The following is a 24,330-nucleotide window of genomic DNA, read 5'->3' on the forward strand; positions in this document are numbered from 1 at the left end:
ACAATTTTTCCTATTATGAAATAAACATTATTTAATAATCATTATACAAATATAGAATCTCTAACTAGAAAGTTAATTTTCGACCTTGGAACCCTATATAGATAAATGCTCTTCAAAGTTGATTTATTCTTGGCTAAATACATTCATATACAAGACTTCTAATGAAAGAATAAGTCAACTTTATCGTTAAGAAATCTATAGAAAAAAATGCTGTACTAGTTCTAAAACTAATACAGCATTGTAAATTTCATATTAACACAATTTATTTTTTATTTAAGAATTCATCAATAGCCTTAGCAGCTTTTTTACCTGCTCCCATAGCAAGTATAACTGTAGCAGCTCCAGTTACGGCATCTCCTCCAGCATATACTCCTGCTCTTGATGTAAGACCAGTTTCTTCTTCTGCTACTATACACTTATGCTTATTTATTTCTAGTCCTTCAGTTGTTGAAGATATTAATGGATTTGGCGATGTTCCAAGTGACATAATTACTGTATCTACGTCCAATACAAACTCTGAACCTTCTACAACAACAGGCTTTCTTCTTCCTGATGCATCTGGCTCACCTAACTCCATTTTTACACACTTCATGCCTTTAACCCATCCATTTTCATCTCCTATGATTTCTGTAGGGTTTGTAAGGATGTCTAGTATTACACCTTCTTCTTTTGCATGATGTACTTCCTCAACTCTTGCTGGAAGTTCTGCTTCTGATCTTCTATAAACTATATGAACTTCTGCTCCAAGTCTTAATGCAGTTCTAGCAGCATCCATAGCAACGTTTCCGCCGCCAACTACAGCTACCTTTTGACCTACTCTTATAGGTGTATCATAACCTTCTTTAAATGCTTTCATTAGATTGTTTCTTGTTAGGAATTCATTAGCTGAGAATACTCCATTTAAGTTTTCTCCTGGTATTCCCATAAACTTAGGAAGTCCTGCACCTGATCCAATGAATACTGCATCAAAGCCTTCTTCCTCTACAAGTTGATCTATTGTAACAGTTCTACCAACTATAACGTTAGTTTCTATCTTAACACCTAACTTTTTAACATTCTCAACTTCGTGTTTAACAACTGTTTCTTTAGGAAGTCTGAACTCTGGAATTCCATAAACTAAAACTCCACCTGCTTCATGTAATGCTTCGAATATAGTTACTTCATATCCTAGCTTAGCAAGGTCTCCTGCACAAGTAAGTCCTGCAGGACCACTTCCTATTACAGCAACTTTTTTACCATTATTAGGTTTTCTATCTGAAAGATCTATATTGTTTTCTCTTGACCAATCGGCAACAAATCTTTCAAGCTTACCTATAGCTACAGCATCTCCCTTTATACCAAGTACACATTTTCCTTCACATTGAGATTCCTGTGGACATACTCTTCCGCATACTGCTGGAAGTGCACTTGACTTAGCTATACTCTTAGCTGCCTCTTCGAAGTTTCCTTCCTTAACCTTTAATATAAACTCTGGTATGCTTATTGATACAGGACAGTCACCTACACACTTAGGGTTTTTACAATTTAAGCATCTTGATGCTTCTTCCATTGCTTCTTCGTTAGTGTATCCTAAACAAACTTCAGCAAAATTAGTGCTTCTTTCTTTTGCATCTTGTTCTCTTATTGGTATTCTTTTCATTCTGTCCATTATTTGTCACCTCCGCATCCACAGCCTTTTCCATGATGAGTATCGCCTTCAACTTCTCTTAGAATTTTTCTTCCTTCTTCAGTTTTATACATAGCTTGCCTTCTCATTGCTTCGTCAAAATTTACTAGATGTCCATCAAACTCTGGGCCATCAACACAAGCAAATTTTACTTCGTCGCCAATTGTTACTCTACAAGCACCACACATTCCTGTTCCATCAACCATTATTGGATTTAAGCTTACTACAGTCTTAATTCCATACTCTTTTGTAAGCTTAGCAACAAATTTCATCATGATCATCGGTCCTATAGCTACTACGTGGTCATATTTCTTACCTTCATTATCTATAAGTTCCTTCAATAAGTTTGTAACAAGTCCTTTATATCCGTAACTTCCATCATCTGTAGCAACATATAAATGTTTACATACAGCCATCATTTCTTTTTCAAGTAATAAATATTCCTTTGATTTAGATCCTACGATAACGTCTACATCGACTCCATTTTCGTGAAGCCATTTAACTTGTGGATACACTGGTGCTGTACCTACACCGCCAGCTATAAAAATTATATTCTTTTTCTTTAACTCTTCTATATCTTCATGAACAAGGTCTGATGCTTGTCCTAATGGTCCTACAAAATCTGTAAAATTTTGACCTTTTTCATATTCAGCCATTCTCTTAGTAGAATCACCAAGTGTTTGGAACACTATAGTTACAGTTCCTTTTTCTGCATCATAGTCGCAAATTGTTAGAGGTACTCTCTCTCCTCTTTCATCCATCTTTACTATAACAAATTGTCCTGGATAACATGACTTAGCAACTCTTGGAGCTTCTACATCCATTAGATAAATGTTTGGCGCCAATAATCTTTTGTCTACAATTTTATACATTTCTATTCCCCTCCGTAAAATAAATTTAATATATTAATCGCACTCTCATCCCCACTTAATTATAACATATTATATTTATTTTTGTATAACTAATCGATAATTTGTATAAATTTATATAAAAATCTATAATTGAGGGAATTTAATGTATTAAATCTATAATTTTTTCAAGAAAAAATCTAAGCCCACTCTGCATCTTTAAAGTCTATTGTTTCTCTAAAAATAATTCTTGGAGTCCCTAAATGTCGAGTTATTTCCGTGGTAATTTCTTCACCGCTATCTTCTATAACCTGTTTTGAAATAAATAATATATCATAATTTAATTTTTTTATTTTTGCAGCTAATATACTTGATATAGATACCTCTCCTGATCCGACTAAGCTTTTATCTGATATGAGTATGCCTTCATCTGCGCCCATGGCTATTGCTTCCTCTAATACGGTTTCCGCATGAAAAGTTTCCATACATATTACTGTAACTTTAGCTCCCATATCCTTCTTCAATTTTAATGCTTTCTCTAATATACTTTCACTCTGTGAATTGATTATTGGCAACCCACATCTCCTTACAGCAATTCCAGTTTTTGAATCTATTTTTACTTCCATTGCGTCTGACAGCTGCTTCAAACAAACTACTATATTCACTGATATAATCCTCCCCCATGATTTAACGGTCTTCAAATCTACTTTAATTATAAATGAACTTTTCGTTAATATTATCACAAACGTTTACAAAAATAATTGAAGTACAAACCGCAATTACCATTATATACTTCCAATGTCATATATTTCAACATTAAATTTACAAATATACAGAAAATTAACATATCGTTATGCTAATTTCTGATATTTATAAATTCAAATTTTATATTTTTTTATTTATTCTATGTCATTTAGCAAACAACTAAGTGTAAGTAAACTATCACTTAGGTGTACATTTTCAACCTTCACGTTTTCTGGAACAACTAAGTCAATCGGGGCAAAGTTCCATATTCCCTTAACTCCATTTTTAATAAAAGTTTCACAAATTTTTTGAGCATTCTTATTTGGAACACATATTATTCCTATATCTGTTGGATTTTCTTTTAAATAATCACCTAGGTAGTCTATATCCTGTATTTCTATATCTCTTATTTTTAATCCCATAAGCTTAGGATTTATATCAAAAATTCCATTCAAGGTAAATCCTAATTTCTCAAATTGCGTATAGTTTGCTATTGCTTGACCTATATTTCCAGCTCCTACTATTACTGTTCTATATTCTTTAGTAAGTCCTAATATTCCACTTATTTGATTATATAATTCACTAACATTATATCCGTAACCTTGTTGTCCGAAATCTCCAAAACAATTTAAATCTTGTCTTATTTGTGATGCTGTAAAGCCTATTTTTTCACTTAACTCTTTTGAAGATATTCTATCTACATCATTTCTCATTAACTCTGCTAAATATCTATGATACTTAGGTAATCTTTTTATTACAGCCATTGATATATTTTTTTTCTTATCCATTCTGCACCTCCGCTTATATACTATAAATTAATATAATTCCTAAACACATTGTTTATATTTTATCATTTAACTATTACTTCATCCCACTTTTTATAGTATTATTTAATTATATAATATGTCAATAGTATATTTTTTATTTATTACTATCTATTATTGTCTTTTTCTCATTCTTTTTGCTATAAAATTTTTTAATATAAATCTTAAATCACTGAATAATTTTCTAAAAAGCCATTATATTTAATTATTATGTTAAATTATCAAAATTAATCTACAAAAAAATCTTCAACCATAGTAAAATATTAATGGTTAAGGAAGGTGAACTTATGGTAGTTTTAAGTTGTAAAGATATTAACAAAGGATTTGGAATAGATGTTATACTTGAAAATGTTACTTTCAACATAAACGAGGGTGAAAGAGTTGGATTAATAGGACCAAACGGCGCAGGAAAGTCTACACTTTTCAAAATTATCACTAATCAAATTGATTACGATAATGGAGAATTATTTATAGATAAAAATAAAACTTTAGGATATTTATCTCAACATCTTTCATTAGATTTTTCAAACACTATATATGATGAGCTTCTTACTGTTTTCGAAGATTTAATAAATTTAGAAAATAAATTAGAGAAGCTTGAGTTATTAATGAATGAACCTTACGATTCTAGTAAGGAAGAGTATCATAATAAAATAATTAAAGATTACACCACCTCCTCGGAGCTCTATCAAAATAGAGGAGGATATACTTATAAAGCTGAAATAAGTAGGGTATTAAAAGGTCTCGGTTTTACAGAACAGGATTATAACAAGCCTATAGAGGTCTTAAGCGGAGGACAAAAAACTAGAGTTGCTCTTTGTAAACTTCTTTTAATAAAACCTGATGTCTTATTACTAGATGAGCCTACAAATCATCTTGATTTAGACGCTATTGAATGGTTAGAGGAATACTTAAATGCATACAAAGGAACTATAGTCATAATATCTCACGATAGATACTTTTTAGATGCCATAACAAATAAAACTTTCGAGCTTATACACGGACACGTAAACTGCTATAACGGTAATTACACTTCATATATTGATTTAAAACAGAAAAATTATGAAGTACAATTAAAAGCATATACTATTCAGCAAGCAGATATTAAAAGACAAGAGGAGATAATTGAAAGATATAGGTCTTTCAATCGTGAAAAAAGTGTAAAAGCTGCAGAAAGCAGACAAAAAGCTTTAGATAAAATTGAAAGAATAAAAGCTCCAGATAAAGAAGAAAGATTAGGTAATGTAACCTTTGAAACTCAAATTAAAAGCGGTAACGATGTGCTGCATGTGGAAAATTTAGCTAAAAGCTTTGGAGATAAAACTTTATTCTATGATCTCAACTTTGATATTAAAAAAGGTGAAAAAGTAGCTCTTATAGGGGAAAACGGCAGGGGTAAAACCACTTTATTTAAAATAATCATGGATAAACTTTCTTCAGATAAAGGTGTGTCATGCCTTGGGAAAAATGTTTTTATAGGTTATTATGAGCAAGAGCAAGCTAATATAAATCCAGAGAATACTGTTATAGATGAGGTATGGGATGATTTCCCTGAACTAACTACAACCGAAATCAGAAATGCTTTGGCAGCTTTTCTTTTTAGAGGCGATGATGTTTTTAAAAGTGTATCTTCCTTAAGTGGAGGAGAGAAATGTAGAATCAATATATTAAAGCTTATGCTTTCTAAATCCAACTTTCTATTATTAGACGAACCAACAAATCATCTTGATATAGTGTCTCGCGAGGCCTTAGAGGATGCAATTATGGGATATGATGGTACTGTTCTTGTAATATCCCATGATAGATATTTTTTAAATAAAGTAATGAATAAAATATATGAATTAAATGAAGATGGCATTAGAGAATATTTAGGTAACTATAGTTACTATGTAGAGAAAAAGAAGAATCCTTTAAGGTTTCAATTGGAAGAAGAAAGTACTGGAAAAACAAAAACGCAAATACAAAATGAGAAAAAGAAAAAAAGAGAAGTGCAAAAAGCAGAAAAAGAGAAAAAGTTAAGAATTAAAAATATAGAGACTGAGATCTCAAACCTAGAAAAGTGTATAGTAGAGCTACAAAATCAACTTTGTCTTGAGGATGTCTATTCCAATCCAGAAAAAAGTGAAAATATAAACAAACAACTATTAGATTCTCAAAATGATCTAGATAATCTATACGAAGAGTGGGAAAGTTTGTTGTAAATCAAAAAACAGCTGATATTGCCAGCTGTTTTTTATTATTAAAGTTATTTAATTTAATCAATGTAATGCGCTCATTTACTAGCTTGCAATGTTTTACCACAATAAGGACAAAACGAGAAATTCTGAGAAACTTCATCAAATTTTTGTCCACAAAATGGGCAAAATAAAAATCTACTTACTGATAGACTCGATTTCTTATCTAGTGAAACATCTTCTTGCTTCCTATTGCTTTTATTAACTAATCTTTTGATTATCGAATCTACACTATTTTTTCTTACTTCAATATTGTCATAATTTTTAGTAACCTTATCTAGAGTTTCAGATAGCCTGTCTTTATTTACTGGAGTATTAATAACTTCATCTACTTTATTTTCAATAAAATCCTCCAATCTTATTGGATCACATGATGAAAGTAAACATATTATTTGGGAGTTCTCAGATTTAATTTTACTTATAAGTTTATCTCCTGTTGTATTTTTCATAATTAAATTAGCTATAAGTATATCTGGCTGAAACTTTCTTGTTTCAATTATAGCATCATATTCACTGGCAATTTTAACACTATATCCAATATCACTTAAGCAATCTTTCATAACTATACTCTCAAATTTACAATCATTAATAACGAGTATTTTTTTCATGGTTTCACCACCATTTAACAATCTACTTCAATATGATTTTACCCTATAAATTCCTGTTTTTCAACCAATTTTGAGTATATTTAGTTAATATGAGCACATTATCAAAGCTATTATTAATTAATTTTTGGTAACCTGATTACAAACACAAAGTAATTCTTAAAAGTAAATATTTTAAAACCTATTTTCTATATTTATTTATTTTTTCTTCTATTGTAACTCCCTGTGCTTTGTAGTCTATTTTTACAACAGATGCAACTCTTTCAGCTCCACTATTTATACAAATCTCTTGAGCCTTTTTTACTATCTCTAAAAGTTCATCTAATTCGCCTTCCATTGTTGTTTCCATCGGTCCAACTTCATATTTTACTCCACAGGAATCTATATATTCTATAACCTTATCTACTACGTGATATAAATTTTTTTCAGGAACCACCGGTAAAACCTGTAAACTAACATTTGCAATTGCCATATTCTAAACCCTCCATGATTATTACATAATTTTCTAAAAACTAACTATATATTTATATTATATATTATTACCCATTAAGTCAACGAACATTTCAACTATTAATTATAAGAATCAATATAAAAATAGTTACTTAAAAGTATAACTTTTAAGTAACTATTTTATAAGGAGAAAAGATAGATTTTTGCTTTTTAAATTATTACAATAGATCGTAAGCTACTTCACCATGAATAGCGGTATCAAGTCCTTCTATTTCTATATCTTCCGGTACTCTTATTGGATCAAATGCATTTACAACCTTCAGTATTACCCAGGTAACTGCATAAGAATAAACCGCAGTAAGTGCTACTGCAAATAATTGCACAGCAAACTGATGAACATTTCCATAAATTAATCCACTTACACCATTTACAGATTTGCTAGCAAAAACTCCTACTAAAATTGAACCAAGTATACCTCCAACACCATGTACTCCCCATACATCTAATGCATCATCCCAATCAAGCTTCTTTCTGAGCTCAACAGCTAAGTAGCATACTACAGCTGCCAATAAACCCACTATCGCAGCTGCCCAAGGTTCTATATATCCTGCACAAGGAGTTATAGTTGCAAGGCCTGCTACAGCACCAGTTAAAGAGCCGACAAGACTCGGTCTCTTTTCATGAGTCCAAGATATAATAAGCCATATTATCATTGCTACAGAACCTGCAATATCTGTATTAGCAAAGGCTATAGCTGCCACACCATTAGCAGCAAGCCCACTTCCTCCATTAAATCCAAACCATCCAAACCATAATAGACCTGTACCTAAAGCAACAAATGCTATATTATGTGGCGATGTATTTTCCTCTGGAAGTATTTTTCTCTTACCAACAAATATTACTGTGCCAAGTGCTGCTACACCTGCTGTTACGTGAACAACTATTCCACCTGCAAAATCAACGACTCCCATTTTTGCAAGGAACCCACCGCCCCATATCCAGTGAGTTACTGGAACATAAATGAGTATGCTCCAAAATATAAGAAACTTTAGATAACTTTTAAAATTAACTCTATCTGCAAAGGCACCTGTCATGAGTGCTGGTGTAATTACTGCAAACATCTCCTGGTATACGAAAAAGGCAAGAAACGGTATGGTTGATCCATAATTAGGATTGGGCAAAATTCCAATTCCATGTAGTAGAAAATATTGAAAATTACCTATTAATCCACCTATATCTTTTCCAAAGGCTAAGCTAAAGCCTCCAAAAACCCATATAACTGTAACAACGCCCATAGAAATAAAATTCTGCATCATAATTGTCAATACGTTTTTCTTTCTTACAAGTCCACCATAAAAAAACGCCAGTCCTGGTGTCATAAGACAAACTAACGCTGCACTAATTAATACTAACGCTGTGTCTCCTGTATTGATGTTTCCCATTTCAAAATTCCTCCTAATAAATGAAATAATAAATTACACTTTTATATAAAGCAATTCTCATGCCAAATATTATAGTTTTTTAATTTCGTTTTTAACTTTACAAGTAAATGTTTTCAACCACTTGTGTTTGACTTAATTTTTTTATCTAAGTTAACAAATTAAAAATAGAGACAAAAACGTCACTATGTGACATTTTTGTCTCTATTTTTATTCTTCAATATTGTACTTTATAATTTTTCTGTGTAAAGATCTTCTACTTATTCCTAAAACCTCAGAAGCCTTTGTTTTATTACCATTACATTCTTTAAGAGTTTTTAAAATAGTTTCTCTTTCCGCAGTATCAACTGCAGAATTAAGCTTATAAGATACCCTCTCTTCTTTATCTTCTTTATAGTTTATTATATATTCAGGTAAATCCTCTAAACCTATTAACTCTCCATGTTTTATTACGACACACCTTTCAATTACGTTTTCAAGCTCTCTTATATTCCCTGGCCAATTATAATACATCAATCTTTCTACAGCCTCTTGAGACATATCTTTTTTACTTTTTCCAGAAATTGAAGAGGACTTTAATAGAAAGTATTCTGCCAATAAAGGTATATCTTCCTTTCTTTCTCTAAGCGGAGGTAACTTTATAGGAACAACATTTAGCCTATAATATAAATCCTGTCTAAACTTTTCTTTCTTCACCATTTCGCTTAAATCTTTATTAGTAGCTGCTATAATTCTAACATCTACTTTTATGGTTTTCGTACCTCCTAAACGCTCAAACTCCTTCTCCTGCAACACTCTTAATAATTTTACCTGCATAAGTGGAGTAATATCACCTATTTCATCTAAAAATATGGTTCCACCATCTGCGAGTTCAAATCTTCCCGGCTTGCTTATAGTAGCCCCAGTAAAGGCACCTTTTTCATAACCAAATAATTCACTCTCAAGAAGAGTTTCAGGTATGGCTGCACAATTAACTTTAATAAATGGCTTATCTTTTCTATCACTCAAGCTGTAAATAGCTTTCGCAGCAAGTTCTTTTCCAGTGCCAGTCTCACCGTAAATCATTATTGTAGTCTTACTGTCCGCTACCTGCTTAATGAGATCTATAACTTTATCCATCTTAACACTTTTACTTGTAAAATAATCTTGGGTAGAATTATCATCATCACTTTTTTCGTTACTTCCAACAACATTATTTACAGATAAAAGTACGTCTTCAAGTTTAAAAGGCTTAACAATGTAATCTTTTGCTCCCATTTTTAATGCTTCTATTGCTGTTTCAACAGTAGCAAAAGCGGTTATCAAAATTACGTTAATTGATGAATCTATTTTCTTTATTTCACTTAAAAGCTCAATACCATTCATACCCGGCATTTTGATATCTGTAACAACTACATCTACATAGTGTTCGTTTAATATATCTAAAGCTTCCTTTCCAGAAGAAGCTGTGTGTGTTACATACCCTTCCTTCTTAAATACTTTATCTAGAAGCTTTGTCACATTTTTTTCATCGTCTACAATTAGTATACAGTTTTTTCTCATATTATCCTCCATATCATACTTCTAGCACCGGAATCTTTATTGTAAATCTTGAACCTTTGTTTAAACTACTTTCTACTTCCATAAATCCCTTATGATTTTCAATTATTCTTGAGCAAATAGAGAGCCCAAGTCCAACTCCAGTATCTTTTGTTGTAAAAAATGGTTCAAATATTTTATCATAATCTTCTGGTTTTATACCTACTCCCGTGTCACTTATCTCAACATAGACCATATTAAATTCTCTGCTAAGACCAGTCGATATACTTAAAATCCCTCCACCTGGCATAGCCTGAATGGAATTAGTGAATATGTTGAGTAATACCTGTTGAATTTGGTCATGATCTATAGCTGTTAATTGAACTTTATTAGATTGTACATGCAGCGTTATATTATTGTTAATTAGTTCTTTTTCAATTATTTTTAATGTTGACTGTATTGTTTCATTTATATTTTCAGGCTTCAAATCAAGTTCCTTAGGTCTAGCAAAGTTTAAAAACTTATCTACGATTCTATTAAGCCTATCTACTTCATCTATTACTATGGATATATCTTCTTGCAGTTTATCATCTTCTTTAAGCTCTAATTGAATATATTGTGCATATCCCCTTATGGAGGTTAATGGATTTCTTATTTCATGCGCCATTCCTGCAGACATAGTTGCTAAAGCCTCTAAATTTTTTGCTCTGATTACACTCTTCTCTAATTCGTCTGATATCTTAATTACTCTCTGCTCCATAGATTTTAAATTAGATGTCATTGCATTAAATGGTCTTGTAATACGGTCAGAAGTTATTAGTGCCAAAATAAATATAGCAAGTATAGAAATCAGCATAACAATAATGGTGTAATTTCTCAAGCTGTAGCTAACCTTAAATGCATCTTTTTCTGGCTGCTCTACAACCAAATACCAATTATCCTTTTGAGTATTATATTTATTTAACAAGTAAAAAGTAGAAACATATTGACTTTTACCGTATTTAGCGTAGTGTATGCTTTCTGCATCTATTTTGAAATTTATATTTGGTTTAAAATCTTTTTTGGATAGAATATTGTAGAGTTTACATCCGATGCTAAGTAAGCATAGCCTGAGTTATCAAGTCTTACATTCTTTACTATATTGCCTATAGCTTCAAAATTTACTCTTTCAATTACAACTCCGCTAATAACACCTTTATTATTTGTCAAGGGTGCTAACATATAGATAACATAGTTGTTTTGTTCAGGCAAATAGGTGAAATCAGATATAAATATATTGCCTTTTAACGCATAATTGATCCACTTTGTATAATTTATATCTCCCTTTGGATCCCCTGATACTACTTTTACCTTTCCATGACTATCTGTAGTCAGAATATAATCATATGTTTTATAGGCATTCCTTATACTCTGTATATACTCGAGCTTAACGTTATCACTAAAATCTTCGCGCGTCAAAACAGGCGATGCAGACATCACCTGTATATCACCATATCTTTCAAATAAAAATCTCTCGACCTTATTTCCTGTTTCCTCCGCTAAGGTTTTAAGTTCTTTTTGCTTTGAAGCTCCTATTGCGGCATTATTACTTTTAAAAAACAACAATCCTATAGCTGAAAGTAAAATCATAGAAACTACTGTAAAATACAGAAGTAGTTTTAGTTTAATAGATTTGCTTTTCAAATTCATAATTCACCTATAATTAAAAATTTATATTTATAATTCCTTAAATTAACTCTATACACTATAACTTATCTCTTAAAAACTCTCCAAGCTTGCTGTCTATTTCCGAAAGATGCGTAACAAATCCTTCTGATAAAAATTCATTAATTTCCACTAATTTAGTAATTGAAATGTGATTAGGTTTAATTGTGCTATCTAATAAATGAAGCTTGCGCATAAATACATTATGCCTTTCTTTATGTGTTTCATACTCTGGATAAGAATATTTTAGCATATACTCTTCCTCTTGCTTGAAATGCTCCACAAGATATATCCTTAATATATTAAATAATTCATTAATCTTTTCAATAGATTCTCCTTCGTTACAGGCATCTTGAAATTTTCCAACTGTCTCAAAAATTATTCTATGTTGTTCATCAATTCTATCAATGCTTACTAATAATCTATCCGTAAACAGGTGCATCATAACTGTATTCTTCCTCCTACTTGAAAAGTTCCTTATATAAAATATTTTACAGAAAAATAACTAAATTCCAAGTAATTCTTTCAATTTTTTCACATTATTTCGACTTATCGGCACTTCTGACTTTTGCATATCATTCATTACAAGTTTATAAGTACCATTGAACCATGAATATAATTCCTCAATATTATCTATATTAACAAGGTAGCTTCTATGAGCTCTAAAAAAGTTTGTCTTTTCTTCTATTTGATGTAAAGTACATCCTACTAAAAAGCTTTCATCTTTAGTTTTCACGTAGGTTTTCTCACCTTCTATATAACAGAAATAAACATCCTTCAAATCAACTAATATAATTTTACCCCTTCTTTCACAAGGTATCTTTTTTACTAGTTTTTCACCTTTATCAATCTTATTTATTATTTCGTTTATAATATCAGGAAGTCTCTCTTCTGTGCTTATGATTTTTCGTTTACTAACTAGTCTCTCAACAGTCTTGCTAATTCTTTTTTCATCAAAAGGTTTTAATATATAATCCAGTGCATTTACCTCGAATGCCTCTATAGCATGCTCCTCATAGGCAGTGACAAATATTATATCTACAGAATTGTCAAAGTTCTTTACCTGCTTAGCTAGCTCAATGCCATTTTGAAGAGGCATATTTATGTCCATGAATACCACATCAGGATGTACATCTTTTACTGCTTCCAAGCCAGCCTTACCATCATAAGCTACTTTTTTGACATGTATAGATTTATATTGAGATAATAAATATTTCAATTCTTCTGCCGCTGGTATTTCATCCTCTACAATGACGCATATTAATTTATCCATTAAAAGTCTATACCTCCTTTGGTATCAAAAAACTAACTTTAGTACCATAATTTAAGCTAGTATTTATGTTTAGCTCATGACCTTCTCCATACAGTAACTTTAATCTTTCATTTACATTCTTTAATCCTATGCCAGGCCAAGTAGTAGTAACTTCCGCGAGCTTTTCCTTCTCCATTCCCATCCCCGTATCCTCTATTGAGAATATCACTTCATTTTTAATGTATGATGCTTTAACGAGCACACTCCCACCTTCTGGTTTAGGCAATATTCCATGTTTTATTGAATTTTCTATAATAGGCTGAAGTATAAATACTGGCATCTTTATATTCATCATATCTTCTGGTATATCAATTATAAGTTTCAATCTTTCTCCAAATCTTGCCTTTTCAATAGATAAATATGATTGCAAAAACTCAACTTCGTCTTTTAAAAGAACAAAGTCTTCTGCTCTCTTAAGAGTTTGTCTGAAATAATTTGAAAGATCAATAATAAGCTCTCTAGCTCTTACAGGGTTTGTTCTACAAAATGATGAAATAGTATTTAGAGCATTAAATAGGAAGTGTGGTTCAATTTGTGCTCTCAGAGCCTTAAATTCTGCTACAGATGCCTCCTCAGCTAACTTATTTAACTTATGCAATTCTATCTGCGTAGACAGCAAGTCACTTAGCTCTTTTGCGAATTCCCAAAAATATGAATCAATACTTTTTTCCGACTTTACCTTTAAACCAAGTACTCCTTCAAATCCTACGTTGGATACTAAAAAAGGTGCACACACAAAAAATACTTGTTTATTATTACTTGTAAATTTAATAACTGAATAGTCTGGGCACTCATAGTAGGCTTCTAAGTTGTTCTTTAATTTATCTTCACTTATTTTTTCACCACAATAAGTTAAAAGACCTTTTTTATCACCTATAAAAACACCTTTTATATTAGATATTTCGCATATAATTTCAGCTACACTTTTAGCAGTTTCTTCACTTAGTCCTTTTCTCATGTGTCCCATTGTTCTTTTAGCTATATTTAATACTTCTTGAGCTTTTATTGCACCAATTCTGTTATATTCATTTCTAGCATTCTGTATTATATTTATGAATATAATTACTCCAAAAGAATTAATAAGTATCATAGGCATTGCTATAAATTTGACCAATTCTACAGCATCTTCTAAAGGTCTTGAAAAAATTAATAGTATTAGCATTTGAAAACTTTCTGCTACTACAGCTCCTAAAAAAGCATTTTTAGCGCTAAAGGCTCCATCTTTAGAATACTTTCTTGCTAATGCTCCCACAATTCCTTCTACTACAGTAGCAATACCACAAGCTAGTCCAGTAAAACCACCAAGCAAAAATCGATGAGTTCCTGCAATCAACCCTACAGCAACGCCAACTACAGGTCCACCTACGTATCCCCCTACTATAGCTCCAATAGGTCTCGTATTAGCTATAGCATAGGGTTCCAGGTTTATACCTGTATAAGTCCCTATGATAGATAGAATGCTAAAAAATACAATCATTCCAATTTTGTCTTTAATTTTTAACTCATCCTTAATTAAATTTTTAAAAATATGGGATTGGTTGTATATATACGCTGCTAGTGCAATCAAAGCCATACGTTCTAATAGTTGTATATATATCATATTACCCCTCCTCCTAATATATATATTATATATCAAAATATAAATATTTGTATCTTTTTATCATAATAATGTGAATTTGGTGTCAATATTTTGTCAGTTAGGGTTTAATTTTTACTGTTCATTGTCGATTTTTATCCTTTCAACGCATTTATATATTTTAATTTCATGTTAAATATTATTATATATGTAATCGGTTTAATAAAATTTAAAACTACTAATCAACTTATCATTTATCAATAATTTATTTATATTAAAAACTTAGCATAACTTAGAAGGAGGATTTATAAACATGAACTCTATCGTTTTAGTTATTATTGCTGCCCTTGTATTAACTTTAGGCTACAGAATTTATGGTGCATTCATAGCAGCAAAAGTTTTAGCTCTTGATGAAAATAGGGAGGTTCCTTCAAAAGTTCACGAAGATGGACGAGACTATGTTCCTACTAACAAGTGGGTACTATTGGGCCACCACTTTGCAGCAATTGCAGGTGCTGGACCACTTATAGGACCTGTTCTTGCAGCTCAATACGGTTACCTTCCTGGTACCCTTTGGATTTTAATCGGTGGTGTTTTAGCTGGTGCTGTACACGACATGATACTGCTATTTGCTTCGGTTAGACATGATGGACAATCTATTGCCGAAATTGCTAAAGATAACTTAGGAACTAGAATGGGATTTATAACTTCAATAGCTGTTATATTCATACTAATAATAACTATGGCTGGTCTTGGATTACCAGTTGTTAACTCCCTTTATAACAGTCCTTGGGGAACTTTTACAGTTGGTTTTACTATCCCAGTTGCTATGCTTATTGGTTTATATTTAAAATTCTTAAGACCTGGTAAAATAGGTGAAGCTACAATAATAGGTATGACTCTTATTTTAGTAGGTGTTATAGCTGGACCATATATTCAACATACAGCATTAGCTCCTTATTTAACATTTAATGCAAAACAATTATCAGTTATACTGGCTGTCTACGGATTCTGTGCAGCAGCTCTTCCAGTATGGTTATTATTGCTTCCAAGAGACTATCTAAGCACATATATGAAACTTGGCGTTATAGGTGCTCTTGCAGTTGGTATAATAATTGTTAGACCAACTGTGCAAATGCCTGCTATTACTCAGTTTGTACATGGCGGCGGGCCAATAGTTCCAGGCAAAGTATTCCCATTCCTTTTCATAACAATTGCCTGTGGTGCTTTATCAGGATTCCATGCATTAATAAGTTCAGGTACAACACCTAAACTTATATCCAATGAGAGCGACATACTACCAATAGGATTTGGATCAATGCTAATAGAATCATTTATAGCTTTAATGGCATTAATTGCAGCAACTTGTCTTCCTACAGCAGATTATTTTGCTATAAATTCAGCACCTGCACTATTTGCCAAGCTTCATATGATTCCAAAGGAACTTCCAATGCTTTCACAAATGGTCGGCGAAAACTTAGCAGGAAGACCAGGTGGATCTGTATCACTTGCAGTAGGTATGTCATATATATTCTATAAAATTCCTGGACTTAAAGGCCTTATGGCTTACTGGTATCACTTCTGCATAATGTTCGAAGCATTATTTATACTAACTACAATAGATTCTGGCACAAGAATAGGTAGATATTTGCTGCAAGACCTATTTGGCAAAGCATACAAGCCATTAGCCAATAAAGATTCATGGGCCAATATAATATTCTTCAGTGCACTTATGTCTCTCACTTGGGGATATCTATTATACACAGGAAATATATCAACGATATGGCCACTATTTGGTACTGCAAATCAAACTCTTGCAACTATAGCATTTGCAATAGGTACAACAGTTATAATTAGAATGGGCAAACAAAAATATGCCGCTATAATTATAATCCCAATGATTTTTGTGGCTATCACAACTTTAACTGCTATATTGACAAATATATTCTCAAACTACTTACCACATAATCAGATATTATTAGCAGCACTTTCATTCCTTCTCATCATCATGCTTGTGGTTATAGTATTTGAAAGTGTTAAAGTTTGGAAAAAACATTGGAATGATTCAAGCAGCAAAGACTATACATCAAAAAAGCTGTTTAAAAAATAATAATTTATGTATTGGACAAGCGTAGTTATAAAAACTACACTTGTCCTTTATTTTGTTATTCACCCCCTATATTTTACCAATAACCTTAATATTTTTACCGTTCAGTTAATAAATATAGAATTGTCACAATTTGCGTAATATTATTAAAATATATTAAGTAAAGCTTTACTTAATAGCAAAAGCAATAATATAAATTTATAAGGGGGTTTTTTAATGAACTCAATAGTACTTGTTATTATTTCCGCACTTGTATTAATTTTAGCCTACAGGTTCTATGGAGCATTCATAGCAGCAAAAGTTTTAGTTATTGATGAAACCAGAGAAGTTCCGTCAAAAGTACATGAAGATGGACATGATTATGTGCCTACTAATAAGTGGGTATTAATGGGGCACCACTTTGCAGCTATTGCAGGCGCTGGACCACTTATAGGGCCTGTTCTTGCAGCTCAATACGGCTATCTACCTGGAACTCTTTGGATTCTAATCGGAGGCGTATTTGCAGGCGCCGTACATGACATGGTATTGCTCTTTGCTTCCGTTAGACATGATGGACAATCCATTGCTGAAATTGCTAGAACAAATCTTGGAACTAGAATGGGATTCGTTACTTCTATAGCTGTATTATTTATACTAATAATAGCTATGGCTGGACTTGGATTACCAGTTGTTAGCTCACTTTATAACAGCCCATGGGGAACTTTTACAGTTGGATTTACTATACCAGTTGCTATATTAATTGGTTTATATTTAAAATTCTTAAGACCTGGTAAAATAGGTGAAGCTACTGTAATTGGTATGGCTCTTATAATAGTAGGTGTTGTACTCGGACCAACTATCCAGCATACAGCATTAGCTCCTTATTTAACATTTAACGCAAAACAAATGTCACTTATACTTGCTATTTATGGATTCTGTGCAGCTGCGCTTCCAGTATGGCTTTTATTACTTCCAAGAGACTACTTAAGTACGTACATGAAGCTTGGTGTCATAGGTGCCCTTGCAGTTGGTATAATAATAGTTAGACCAACTGTACAAATGCCAGCTATCACTCAATTTATACATGGTGGAGGACCTATAATCCCAGGTAAAGTATTCCCATTCCTATTTATCACCATAGCTTGTGGTGCTCTATCTGGGTTCCACGCACTAGTAAGCTCAGGTACGACTCCTAAACTTATAGCTAGTGAAAAGGACATACTTCCTATAGGCTTTGGTGCTATGCTTTTAGAGTGCTTTGTTGCTATAATGGCATTAATAGCTGCTACTTGCCTTCCAACTGCAGACTACTTTGCTATAAACTCAGCTCCTGCGGTATTTGCTAAACTTAATATGATTCCAAAAGAACTTCCAATGCTTTCACAAATGGTGGGAGAAAACTTGGCAGGAAGACCTGGTGGTTCTGTATCACTTGCGGTAGGTATGTCTTACGTATTTTATAAAATACCTGGACTTGAACATTTAATGTCTTACTGGTATCACTTCTGCATAATGTTCGAAGCATTATTTATCTTAACTACAATAGATGCTGGTACAAGAATAGGCAGATATCTACTTCAAGACTTATGTGGAAAATTCCACAAACCTTTTGAAGATAAGGATTCTTGGTTCAATATGATATTCTTTAGTGCTGTAATATCATTTAGCTGGGGTTATCTATTATACACAGGTAATGTATCTACAATATGGCCTTTATTTGGTACTGCGAATCAGATGCTAGCAGCTATAGCCTTTGCAATAGGTACTACAATAATAATTAAAAAGGGTAAAGCAAAATACGCTCTAATTACAGCTATCCCAATGGTAATTATAGCAGTTATAACTTTAGATGCTGCTCTTCAAAATATTTTTGGTAACTACTTACCTCAAGGGAAAATTTTATTAGCAGCTATGTCATTACTTCTTGTTATACTTGTATTAATAATATTAGTTGAAAGCGTGCGCGTATGGATAAAAGACTTGCATAATATAAAACAATCTCCTAACGAAACAGCATAATAAAGTAAATATTAAATCCACACTGTGAATTCTTAGAATATTCACAGTGTGGATTATTTTATTCAAATACGTTCATAGTATCATTGAATATATTTTTATTTTCTTTTATTTTTTCTTCATTTCCTAATACACATATGAAGTTCTCTTTCATAGTATCGGAAATTAAGTCACCAAATCTTCTTATATCTTCTACTGTTGTTTTTAAAATTTCGTCTCTTTCCTTTTGAATATCTTCATATGTGAGCTTTTTAATATAATTTTCAGCAGCTCTATCTCCCTTCATCGAAGGTGTAAGTGGGAAATCCAAATCTGAGACAGTTCCAATGATATATTTAGTCATCTGTCTGTCATCAGTATTAAAGTTCTTAAAGAATTCTCCTGCACCATCGTAAACCTTTAGTGTTTCAGCTAAGTTCGGATCACGGTAGGATGTAAAAAACATGTTTCCGTTTCTTTGGAAGGAAGAAAAGCTTCCATAAGCCCCACCTTGAACCCTTACTCTATTCCATAGATAATCATAATTTGCTATAGTCTTTAATACCTGCATACTTCCACTATATGAATATCCAAGCTTAATGAAATTATATGCCTTAGCAACATATTGTACCTTACCAGATGTCATTAACCCCTCATTCTTTTGTTCAACTTTAAACCTATATTCTTCAGCACTAATTTTATTACTATTCAATTTTGTATAAACTAAATTAAAGTTCTTTTTAAATTCATCATAGTCTTTCTCTTCTAATGTAGCACTAACTAATAAATTGTTAGTATTAAAAACAGCTTCTGATACATGTTTTAAGTTATCACTAATTTCCTGTGCCTTGCTATCAAAATTTTTTTCCAAATCAACTATAAACTTGTAGAATGATAACCCACCTAACATATCCTCATATTTTCCTGCTTGGGAGAAATATGAAAGAAGGTGGTTTGCAGCAAACACATGGCCTCTATCGAAAATAATCATTTCTAAACGTGATTTAGTTTCCTGTATTATTTCTTTTAAACGTTTATGATCGTCAAATTTGGTATAGCCTATTATTTCCCCTAATAGTTCCATGAGCTTTGTCATATTGCTTACAATAACTTTAGATTTTATTACAAACTTAGGGTAAATCTTTTCAGCATTCCATTTTTCTGAATATGCTTGTGCTCCATTTCTTATGCCACCTGTATTTATATTTATTTCCTTTGCCAAATCTTCATGACTGAAGTTCTTAGTGCTCACTTTACCCATTATAGTTGTCAAAAGTGATATATAAGGTATAAGTTCTTCCTTTACTCCCTCTGTAGCAAAATACATATTTACATATGAAATGCCATTTGTAAACTCAGGATGGTATAATACCTTAATCCCTTGTTCTTCTTTTTCTTCTAAAGCAATATCTTTAGCTTTAGGGTCAATATCACTTATTGATATTAAAGGAATCTTCATTAGATTCTCTGGTGAATCGGCCGTTACTTGCCTTTCTTTTAATTTAGCGGTATCTTTTACAAGCTTTTCTATCTCACTTTCTGAAAGCTTTGCTTTAAATTCCTGAAGTTCCTTCTTAACCTCCAGTTCCTTTTCCTCTGCTAAGCCTTTAGCTGGCTTTACTATAAGAATGGAACTATGGCTATTTTTAAGAATATAAGTATCTATTATCTTTTCGAAATAGTTTGTTTCTAAAGCTGTTTTTATCTTTTTTAAAGTATCTTCATAAGTTAGGTGAACCCAAGGGTTTTCATCATAAAGCCAACTATCCATAGCTTTCATACCATATATTAATCCCTTAGGATATCCATGATAATCTGCCTCCCTCAACTGAAATTCCTTTATATTAATTGAAGCTTCAATAAGCTTTTTATCGATTCCGTTTTTAACTAAATCACTTAGCGTTCTTATAACTATATCTTTAAATCTTTCTTTTTCACTTTCCTTAGAGTTCTTAACAACTATACTAAACATAGGTTGAAGCATGCTAGCTTCAAATACACCAAAAACATCTTTTCCTATATTTGCATCTATAAGCGCCTTTTTAAGCGGTGATGATGGTGTCTCTAACAATAAATGCTCAAGGATATCAAATGCTAAGTATATTTCGTCTGCTGTAGCCTTTCCTACAGCAAAGTTCATACTTAGAAATGTCTTATCTTCTTCTTTTTCATTGACTGATATAGGATAACTAATGGACATTTCTCTCTGTTTGTCAAAAGGCTTTTGCATAGCTAGTCGAGAATCTACATTTATTCTATCAAAATCTTTTAGATACTCTTCATTAATAAACTTTAATTTTTCATTTATATCCATATCACCATACAAATAAATGTAGCTGTTTGTTGGGTGGTAATATTTCTTATGGAAAGCTAAAAACTGTTCCTGAGTTAAGTTTGGTATAACATCTGGGTCTCCACCAGACTCGACACCATATTGTGTATCCGGGAAAAGAGACTCTGAAATTTTACGTAGAAGTATAGATTCAGGTGATGAAAAGGCTCCCTTCATTTCATTGTAAACAACGCCTTTATAAGTAATTTCTGAACCCTTATTCTCCATATCATAATGCCATCCCTCTTGCATCATGATTTCTGGATACTTGTAAATGTTAGGATAAAACACTGCATCTAAATACACATCCATAAGATTTGAAAAATCTTTATCATTAGTGCTAGCTACTGGATACATAGTTTTATCTGGAAAAGTAAAAGCATTTAAAAATGTATTTAAAGAACCTTTTACTAGCTCCACAAAGGGCTCCTTCAAAGGAAACTTTCTTGAACCACATAGCACCGAATGTTCTAATATATGAGGTAGTCCTGTACTATCCTCAGGTGGTGTCCTAAAACTTACTGCAAATACCTTATTGTCGTCGTCATTTTTTAAATAGAATAACTTTGCACCACTTTTTTCATGCTCAAATATTATACCTGTTGAATTAATTTCATTAATATCTTTTTTTTCAAGCAACTTAAAACCATGATAGCTTTTATTTAATTCTAATTCCATAGTTTTCGTTTCTCCTTTCAATTATAGATAGTTCATCTAAATAATATCTATTGTCCTTTAGACATTTGTATTACCTTTTCAGTGCACTTTTCCATAGCCTCAATAATAATACCCTCGAAATTATTTCTTTCTAAGCTATATACTCCTTGTATTGTACTTCCACCTGGTGAACAAACTCTATCCCTTAGTAGAGCTGGATGCTCTCCTGTCTCTAAAACCATTTTAGCTGAACCTAAAACAGCTTGAGTAGCAAATTTATAAGCCTTATTCCAAGGTAATCCTCTTAAAACTGCACCTTGAGTTAATGCTTCAATAAACATATATACATAAGCTGGTGAAGAGCCGCTTACTGTAGAAACTACATCTATTAGTTTTTCTTCTATAACTTCCGCCTTTCCAAAGCTCTCAAATATTTTTACTACAGCATCTAGTTCGTCTTTTGTAACCGTGCTGTTATAACATATCGCGCTCATTCCCTCACCTACTAAAGCAGGAGTATTAGGCATTGTTCTAACTACTTTTATTTTTTTATCAAAGGCTACTTCTACTGTTTTTAAATTTATTCCTGCTGCTATTGTAACTACAATAACATCTTCTTTTATGCAATCTTTTATTTCCTTTATAACCTCTTCATATACATCCGGTTTTACAGATAGAAAAAGAATATCTGCAAACTTCGCAACTTCTTTATTATTATCTGTAACTAAAATTCCATACTTATTTTTAACTGTTTGACGAGATCCCTCTGAAGTATTGCTGGCCATAATGTCATTCTCACAAACTAATTTTGAATTTAATATTCCCCCGATTATAGCTTGTGCCATATTGCCAGCACCAATGAATCCTATTTTTTTATCCAAGTCTACCACTCCTTAAAATTTGTGCATTCAATTTCCTTATTAATTAATTCTACAATATGTACAATATTTATCCAATTATTAATTTTAAAATATAGAATTTATTAACTTACATATCATAAATTTATTCAATGAATATATAGTTATTATTATTTATATATAAAATTTTATCCTTTATATCTCTTAAATTATAAAATTCAACTTTAATAATATATTAAAATAACAATTAATATACTAAGATTTCTTCTTCTAGTTTCAACAATAAATAAGCAGTAAAATATCAATACATTTTACTGCTTATCCATTACTAATTATAAAATTTAAGTAAGCTCACTTTTCATTGATAATATAAAGTTTACTGTAGCGTAAATTCCATAATATAAAGCTTCATCTGAAGCATCAAAATCAGTAGCATGTAAAGGACTTTTCCCTCTACATCCATCATATATTCCTAATCTAAAGTGCACAGAAGGTATTTCTTCTGCAAAGAAAGCAAAGTCTTCCGCAGCAAAAGTTTTTTCTAAACCAAGAACATTTTCTTCTCCAAGTATTGACTTAGAGGCACTAATAAATTTATCTGTAAGTACTTTATCACTTATTAAAGGTGGGTATCCATTTTTAATTCTCACATCAATCTCACAATTATATTTCCCTGCACAAAGAGAAGATAGACTTTTTATGTCCTCTTTTATTTTGTTTCTTAGTTCATTATCGAAGGTTCTAAAGGTTCCTGATAAATTAGCGCAGTCTGCAATTACATTGGGAGCACTTCCAACATTCATTGATGAAAATGTGAGGACACATGAATTTAAAGGGTTATTTTCTGTATGAATTTTCGTGTTCATGCTTTGAATAAAATCTATTGATGGATATATAGGATTTTTACACATATGCGGCATAGCTGCATGCCCACCTTTTCCATTGAAGGTTATATAAAAATCATCTACTGATCCCATTGATGGCCCCGAAGTAACCTCTATTTTCCCAACTTCTACATTAGGCCATACATGAAATCCTATAATATATGCTACATCAGGACTTTTGAGCACCCCTTCTTTAATCATAGGTGCTGCTCCGCCAGTATCCTCTTCCGCTGGCTGAAATATAAATTTTACGCACTTTTTGAAACCTATTTCTTTCAGTACCAAAGCACAGCCTAATGCTACAGCCATATGATAATCATGCCCACAAGCATGACTAACTCCATTGACTGGAAGTGCATCCATATCCGCTCTTATAGCTATACAACTATCTCCACTATTTAATACCCCAACTACACCAGTATTGAATACAGTTTGTGTCTCTACACCTAATTTATCTAAATAATCCTTTACTATTTTGCTAGTCTTAAACTCTTGAAATGATAACTCCGCATTATCAGAAAGTTCTTTTCTTAATTTTATTATACTGTCCATATTATCTCTAATAACTTTTTTCAACTCCATACAATGGCCTCCTTAAT

General features: G+C 31.9%; 19 protein-coding genes. 3 read left to right on the forward strand and 16 right to left on the reverse strand.

The window, feature by feature from the left end; genetic code table 11:
• Positions 1-262 precede the first annotated feature (262 nt).
• From gltA to RCG18_RS04865, 4 genes are all read right to left on the reverse strand, one after another.
• A complete protein-coding gene (gltA, locus tag RCG18_RS04850) occupies positions 263-1,648 on the reverse strand; it encodes an NADPH-dependent glutamate synthase (RefSeq protein ID WP_308040281.1) in 1,386 nt (461 codons plus the stop codon).
• A complete protein-coding gene (locus tag RCG18_RS04855; RefSeq protein ID WP_308040282.1) occupies positions 1,648-2,538 on the reverse strand; it encodes a sulfide/dihydroorotate dehydrogenase-like FAD/NAD-binding protein in 891 nt (296 codons plus the stop codon). The genes gltA and RCG18_RS04855 overlap by 1 nt, the downstream gene beginning before the upstream one ends.
• Before the next feature lie 176 nt (positions 2,539-2,714).
• Positions 2,715-3,179 (reverse strand): hypothetical protein, encoded by a 465-nt coding sequence (locus tag RCG18_RS04860; RefSeq protein ID WP_308040283.1) that lies wholly within the window; start codon positions 3,177-3,179, stop codon positions 2,715-2,717.
• Between the two features lie 234 nt (positions 3,180-3,413).
• Complete coding sequence (locus tag RCG18_RS04865) at positions 3,414-4,046, reverse strand: redox-sensing transcriptional repressor Rex (protein WP_308040284.1); 633 nt, start codon at positions 4,044-4,046, stop codon at positions 3,414-3,416.
• Between the two features lie 323 nt (positions 4,047-4,369).
• On the opposite strand from RCG18_RS04865, the gene abc-f reads away from it, so the two are divergent.
• A complete protein-coding gene (gene abc-f, locus RCG18_RS04870) occupies positions 4,370-6,283 on the forward strand; it encodes a ribosomal protection-like ABC-F family protein (protein WP_308040285.1) in 1,914 nt (637 codons plus the stop codon).
• A gap of 71 nt (positions 6,284-6,354) precedes the next feature.
• Here the strand turns inward: abc-f and RCG18_RS04875 are convergent, their stop codons facing one another.
• From RCG18_RS04875 to RCG18_RS04915, 9 genes are all read right to left on the reverse strand, one after another.
• Positions 6,355-6,924, reverse strand: coding sequence for a response regulator (locus tag RCG18_RS04875; protein ID WP_308040286.1), 570 nt, complete (start codon positions 6,922-6,924; stop codon positions 6,355-6,357).
• A gap of 178 nt (positions 6,925-7,102) precedes the next feature.
• Entirely contained in the window at positions 7,103-7,393 is a 291-nt protein-coding gene (locus RCG18_RS04880) for an MTH1187 family thiamine-binding protein (RefSeq protein ID WP_308040287.1), read from the reverse strand.
• A 196-nt stretch (positions 7,394-7,589) separates the two neighbouring features.
• Positions 7,590-8,813: an ammonium transporter gene (locus RCG18_RS04885; RefSeq protein ID WP_308040288.1), complete on the reverse strand. Its 1,224-nt coding sequence runs from the start codon at positions 8,811-8,813 to the stop codon at positions 7,590-7,592.
• A 207-nt stretch (positions 8,814-9,020) separates the two neighbouring features.
• Complete coding sequence (locus RCG18_RS04890; RefSeq protein WP_308040289.1) at positions 9,021-10,352, reverse strand: sigma-54 dependent transcriptional regulator; 1,332 nt, start codon at positions 10,350-10,352, stop codon at positions 9,021-9,023.
• 13 nt (positions 10,353-10,365) lie between these two features.
• Positions 10,366-11,295, reverse strand: a complete 930-nt coding sequence (locus tag RCG18_RS04895) for an ATP-binding protein (protein ID WP_308040290.1) — start codon at positions 11,293-11,295, stop codon at positions 10,366-10,368.
• A 71-nt stretch (positions 11,296-11,366) separates the two neighbouring features.
• Positions 11,367-12,011, reverse strand: coding sequence for a cache domain-containing protein (locus RCG18_RS04900; RefSeq protein WP_308040291.1), 645 nt, complete (start codon positions 12,009-12,011; stop codon positions 11,367-11,369).
• 61 nt (positions 12,012-12,072) lie between these two features.
• On the reverse strand, positions 12,073-12,477 hold the full coding sequence (locus RCG18_RS04905) for a hemerythrin family protein (protein ID WP_308040292.1): 405 nt from the start codon (positions 12,475-12,477) through the stop codon (positions 12,073-12,075).
• A 60-nt stretch (positions 12,478-12,537) separates the two neighbouring features.
• The gene (locus RCG18_RS04910) at positions 12,538-13,305 is read right to left on the reverse strand and encodes a LytTR family DNA-binding domain-containing protein (RefSeq protein WP_308040293.1); all 768 of its coding nucleotides are present in this window, start codon (positions 13,303-13,305) and stop codon (positions 12,538-12,540) included.
• A 7-nt stretch (positions 13,306-13,312) separates the two neighbouring features.
• Positions 13,313-14,944: a LytS/YhcK type 5TM receptor domain-containing protein gene (locus tag RCG18_RS04915; RefSeq protein ID WP_308040294.1), complete on the reverse strand. Its 1,632-nt coding sequence runs from the start codon at positions 14,942-14,944 to the stop codon at positions 13,313-13,315.
• 289 nt (positions 14,945-15,233) lie between these two features.
• Between RCG18_RS04915 and RCG18_RS04920 the strand changes: the two genes are divergently transcribed.
• Both RCG18_RS04920 and RCG18_RS04925 read left to right on the forward strand, forming a co-directional pair.
• Positions 15,234-17,030, forward strand: a complete 1,797-nt coding sequence (locus tag RCG18_RS04920) for a carbon starvation protein A (protein WP_308040295.1) — start codon at positions 15,234-15,236, stop codon at positions 17,028-17,030.
• Positions 17,031-17,243: 213 nt separating this feature from the next.
• The gene (locus RCG18_RS04925; RefSeq protein ID WP_308040296.1) at positions 17,244-19,025 is read left to right on the forward strand and encodes a carbon starvation protein A; all 1,782 of its coding nucleotides are present in this window, start codon (positions 17,244-17,246) and stop codon (positions 19,023-19,025) included.
• A gap of 58 nt (positions 19,026-19,083) precedes the next feature.
• Here RCG18_RS04925 and RCG18_RS04930 read toward each other — a convergent pair whose 3' ends face one another.
• The 3 genes from RCG18_RS04930 to RCG18_RS04940 all read right to left on the reverse strand — a co-directional run bounded on the left by RCG18_RS04930 (position 19,084) and on the right by RCG18_RS04940 (position 24,313).
• Entirely contained in the window at positions 19,084-22,011 is a 2,928-nt protein-coding gene (locus tag RCG18_RS04930; RefSeq protein WP_308040297.1) for an insulinase family protein, read from the reverse strand.
• A gap of 47 nt (positions 22,012-22,058) precedes the next feature.
• The gene (proC, locus tag RCG18_RS04935) at positions 22,059-22,871 is read right to left on the reverse strand and encodes a pyrroline-5-carboxylate reductase (RefSeq protein WP_308040298.1); all 813 of its coding nucleotides are present in this window, start codon (positions 22,869-22,871) and stop codon (positions 22,059-22,061) included.
• Positions 22,872-23,188: 317 nt separating this feature from the next.
• On the reverse strand, positions 23,189-24,313 hold the full coding sequence (locus tag RCG18_RS04940; protein WP_308040299.1) for a M20 family metallopeptidase: 1,125 nt from the start codon (positions 24,311-24,313) through the stop codon (positions 23,189-23,191).
• Between the last annotated feature and the right edge of the window lie 17 nt (positions 24,314-24,330).

Source organism: Clostridium sp. OS1-26 (assembly GCF_030915445.1).
In the GTDB taxonomy this organism is placed as follows: Bacteria; Bacillota; Clostridia; order Clostridiales; family Clostridiaceae; genus Clostridium_AM.

Bases quoted from the DNA above. Each gene is read 5' to 3' on its own strand.
- RCG18_RS04880 (WP_308040287.1), bottom strand. From the start codon at position 7,393: ATGGCAATTGCAAATGTTAGTTTACAGGTTTTACCGGTGGTTCCTGAA.
- abc-f (WP_308040285.1), top strand. From the start codon at position 4,370: ATGGTAGTTTTAAGTTGTAAAGATATTAACAAAGGATTTGGAATAGAT.
- RCG18_RS04875 (WP_308040286.1), bottom strand. From the start codon at position 6,924: ATGAAAAAAATACTCGTTATTAATGATTGTAAATTTGAGAGTATAGTT.
- RCG18_RS04890 (WP_308040289.1), bottom strand. From the start codon at position 10,352: ATGAGAAAAAACTGTATACTAATTGTAGACGATGAAAAAAATGTGACA.
- RCG18_RS04855 (WP_308040282.1), bottom strand. From the start codon at position 2,538: ATGTATAAAATTGTAGACAAAAGATTATTGGCGCCAAACATTTATCTA.
- RCG18_RS04885 (WP_308040288.1), bottom strand. From the start codon at position 8,813: ATGGGAAACATCAATACAGGAGACACAGCGTTAGTATTAATTAGTGCA.
- RCG18_RS04920 (WP_308040295.1), top strand. From the start codon at position 15,234: ATGAACTCTATCGTTTTAGTTATTATTGCTGCCCTTGTATTAACTTTA.
- RCG18_RS04915 (WP_308040294.1), bottom strand. From the start codon at position 14,944: ATGATATATATACAACTATTAGAACGTATGGCTTTGATTGCACTAGCA.
- RCG18_RS04905 (WP_308040292.1), bottom strand. From the start codon at position 12,477: ATGATGCACCTGTTTACGGATAGATTATTAGTAAGCATTGATAGAATT.
- RCG18_RS04940 (WP_308040299.1), bottom strand. From the start codon at position 24,313: ATGGAGTTGAAAAAAGTTATTAGAGATAATATGGACAGTATAATAAAA.
- RCG18_RS04925 (WP_308040296.1), top strand. From the start codon at position 17,244: ATGAACTCAATAGTACTTGTTATTATTTCCGCACTTGTATTAATTTTA.
- RCG18_RS04865 (WP_308040284.1), bottom strand. From the start codon at position 4,046: ATGGATAAGAAAAAAAATATATCAATGGCTGTAATAAAAAGATTACCT.
- gltA (WP_308040281.1), bottom strand. From the start codon at position 1,648: ATGGACAGAATGAAAAGAATACCAATAAGAGAACAAGATGCAAAAGAA.
- RCG18_RS04910 (WP_308040293.1), bottom strand. From the start codon at position 13,305: ATGGATAAATTAATATGCGTCATTGTAGAGGATGAAATACCAGCGGCA.
- RCG18_RS04930 (WP_308040297.1), bottom strand. From the start codon at position 22,011: ATGGAATTAGAATTAAATAAAAGCTATCATGGTTTTAAGTTGCTTGAA.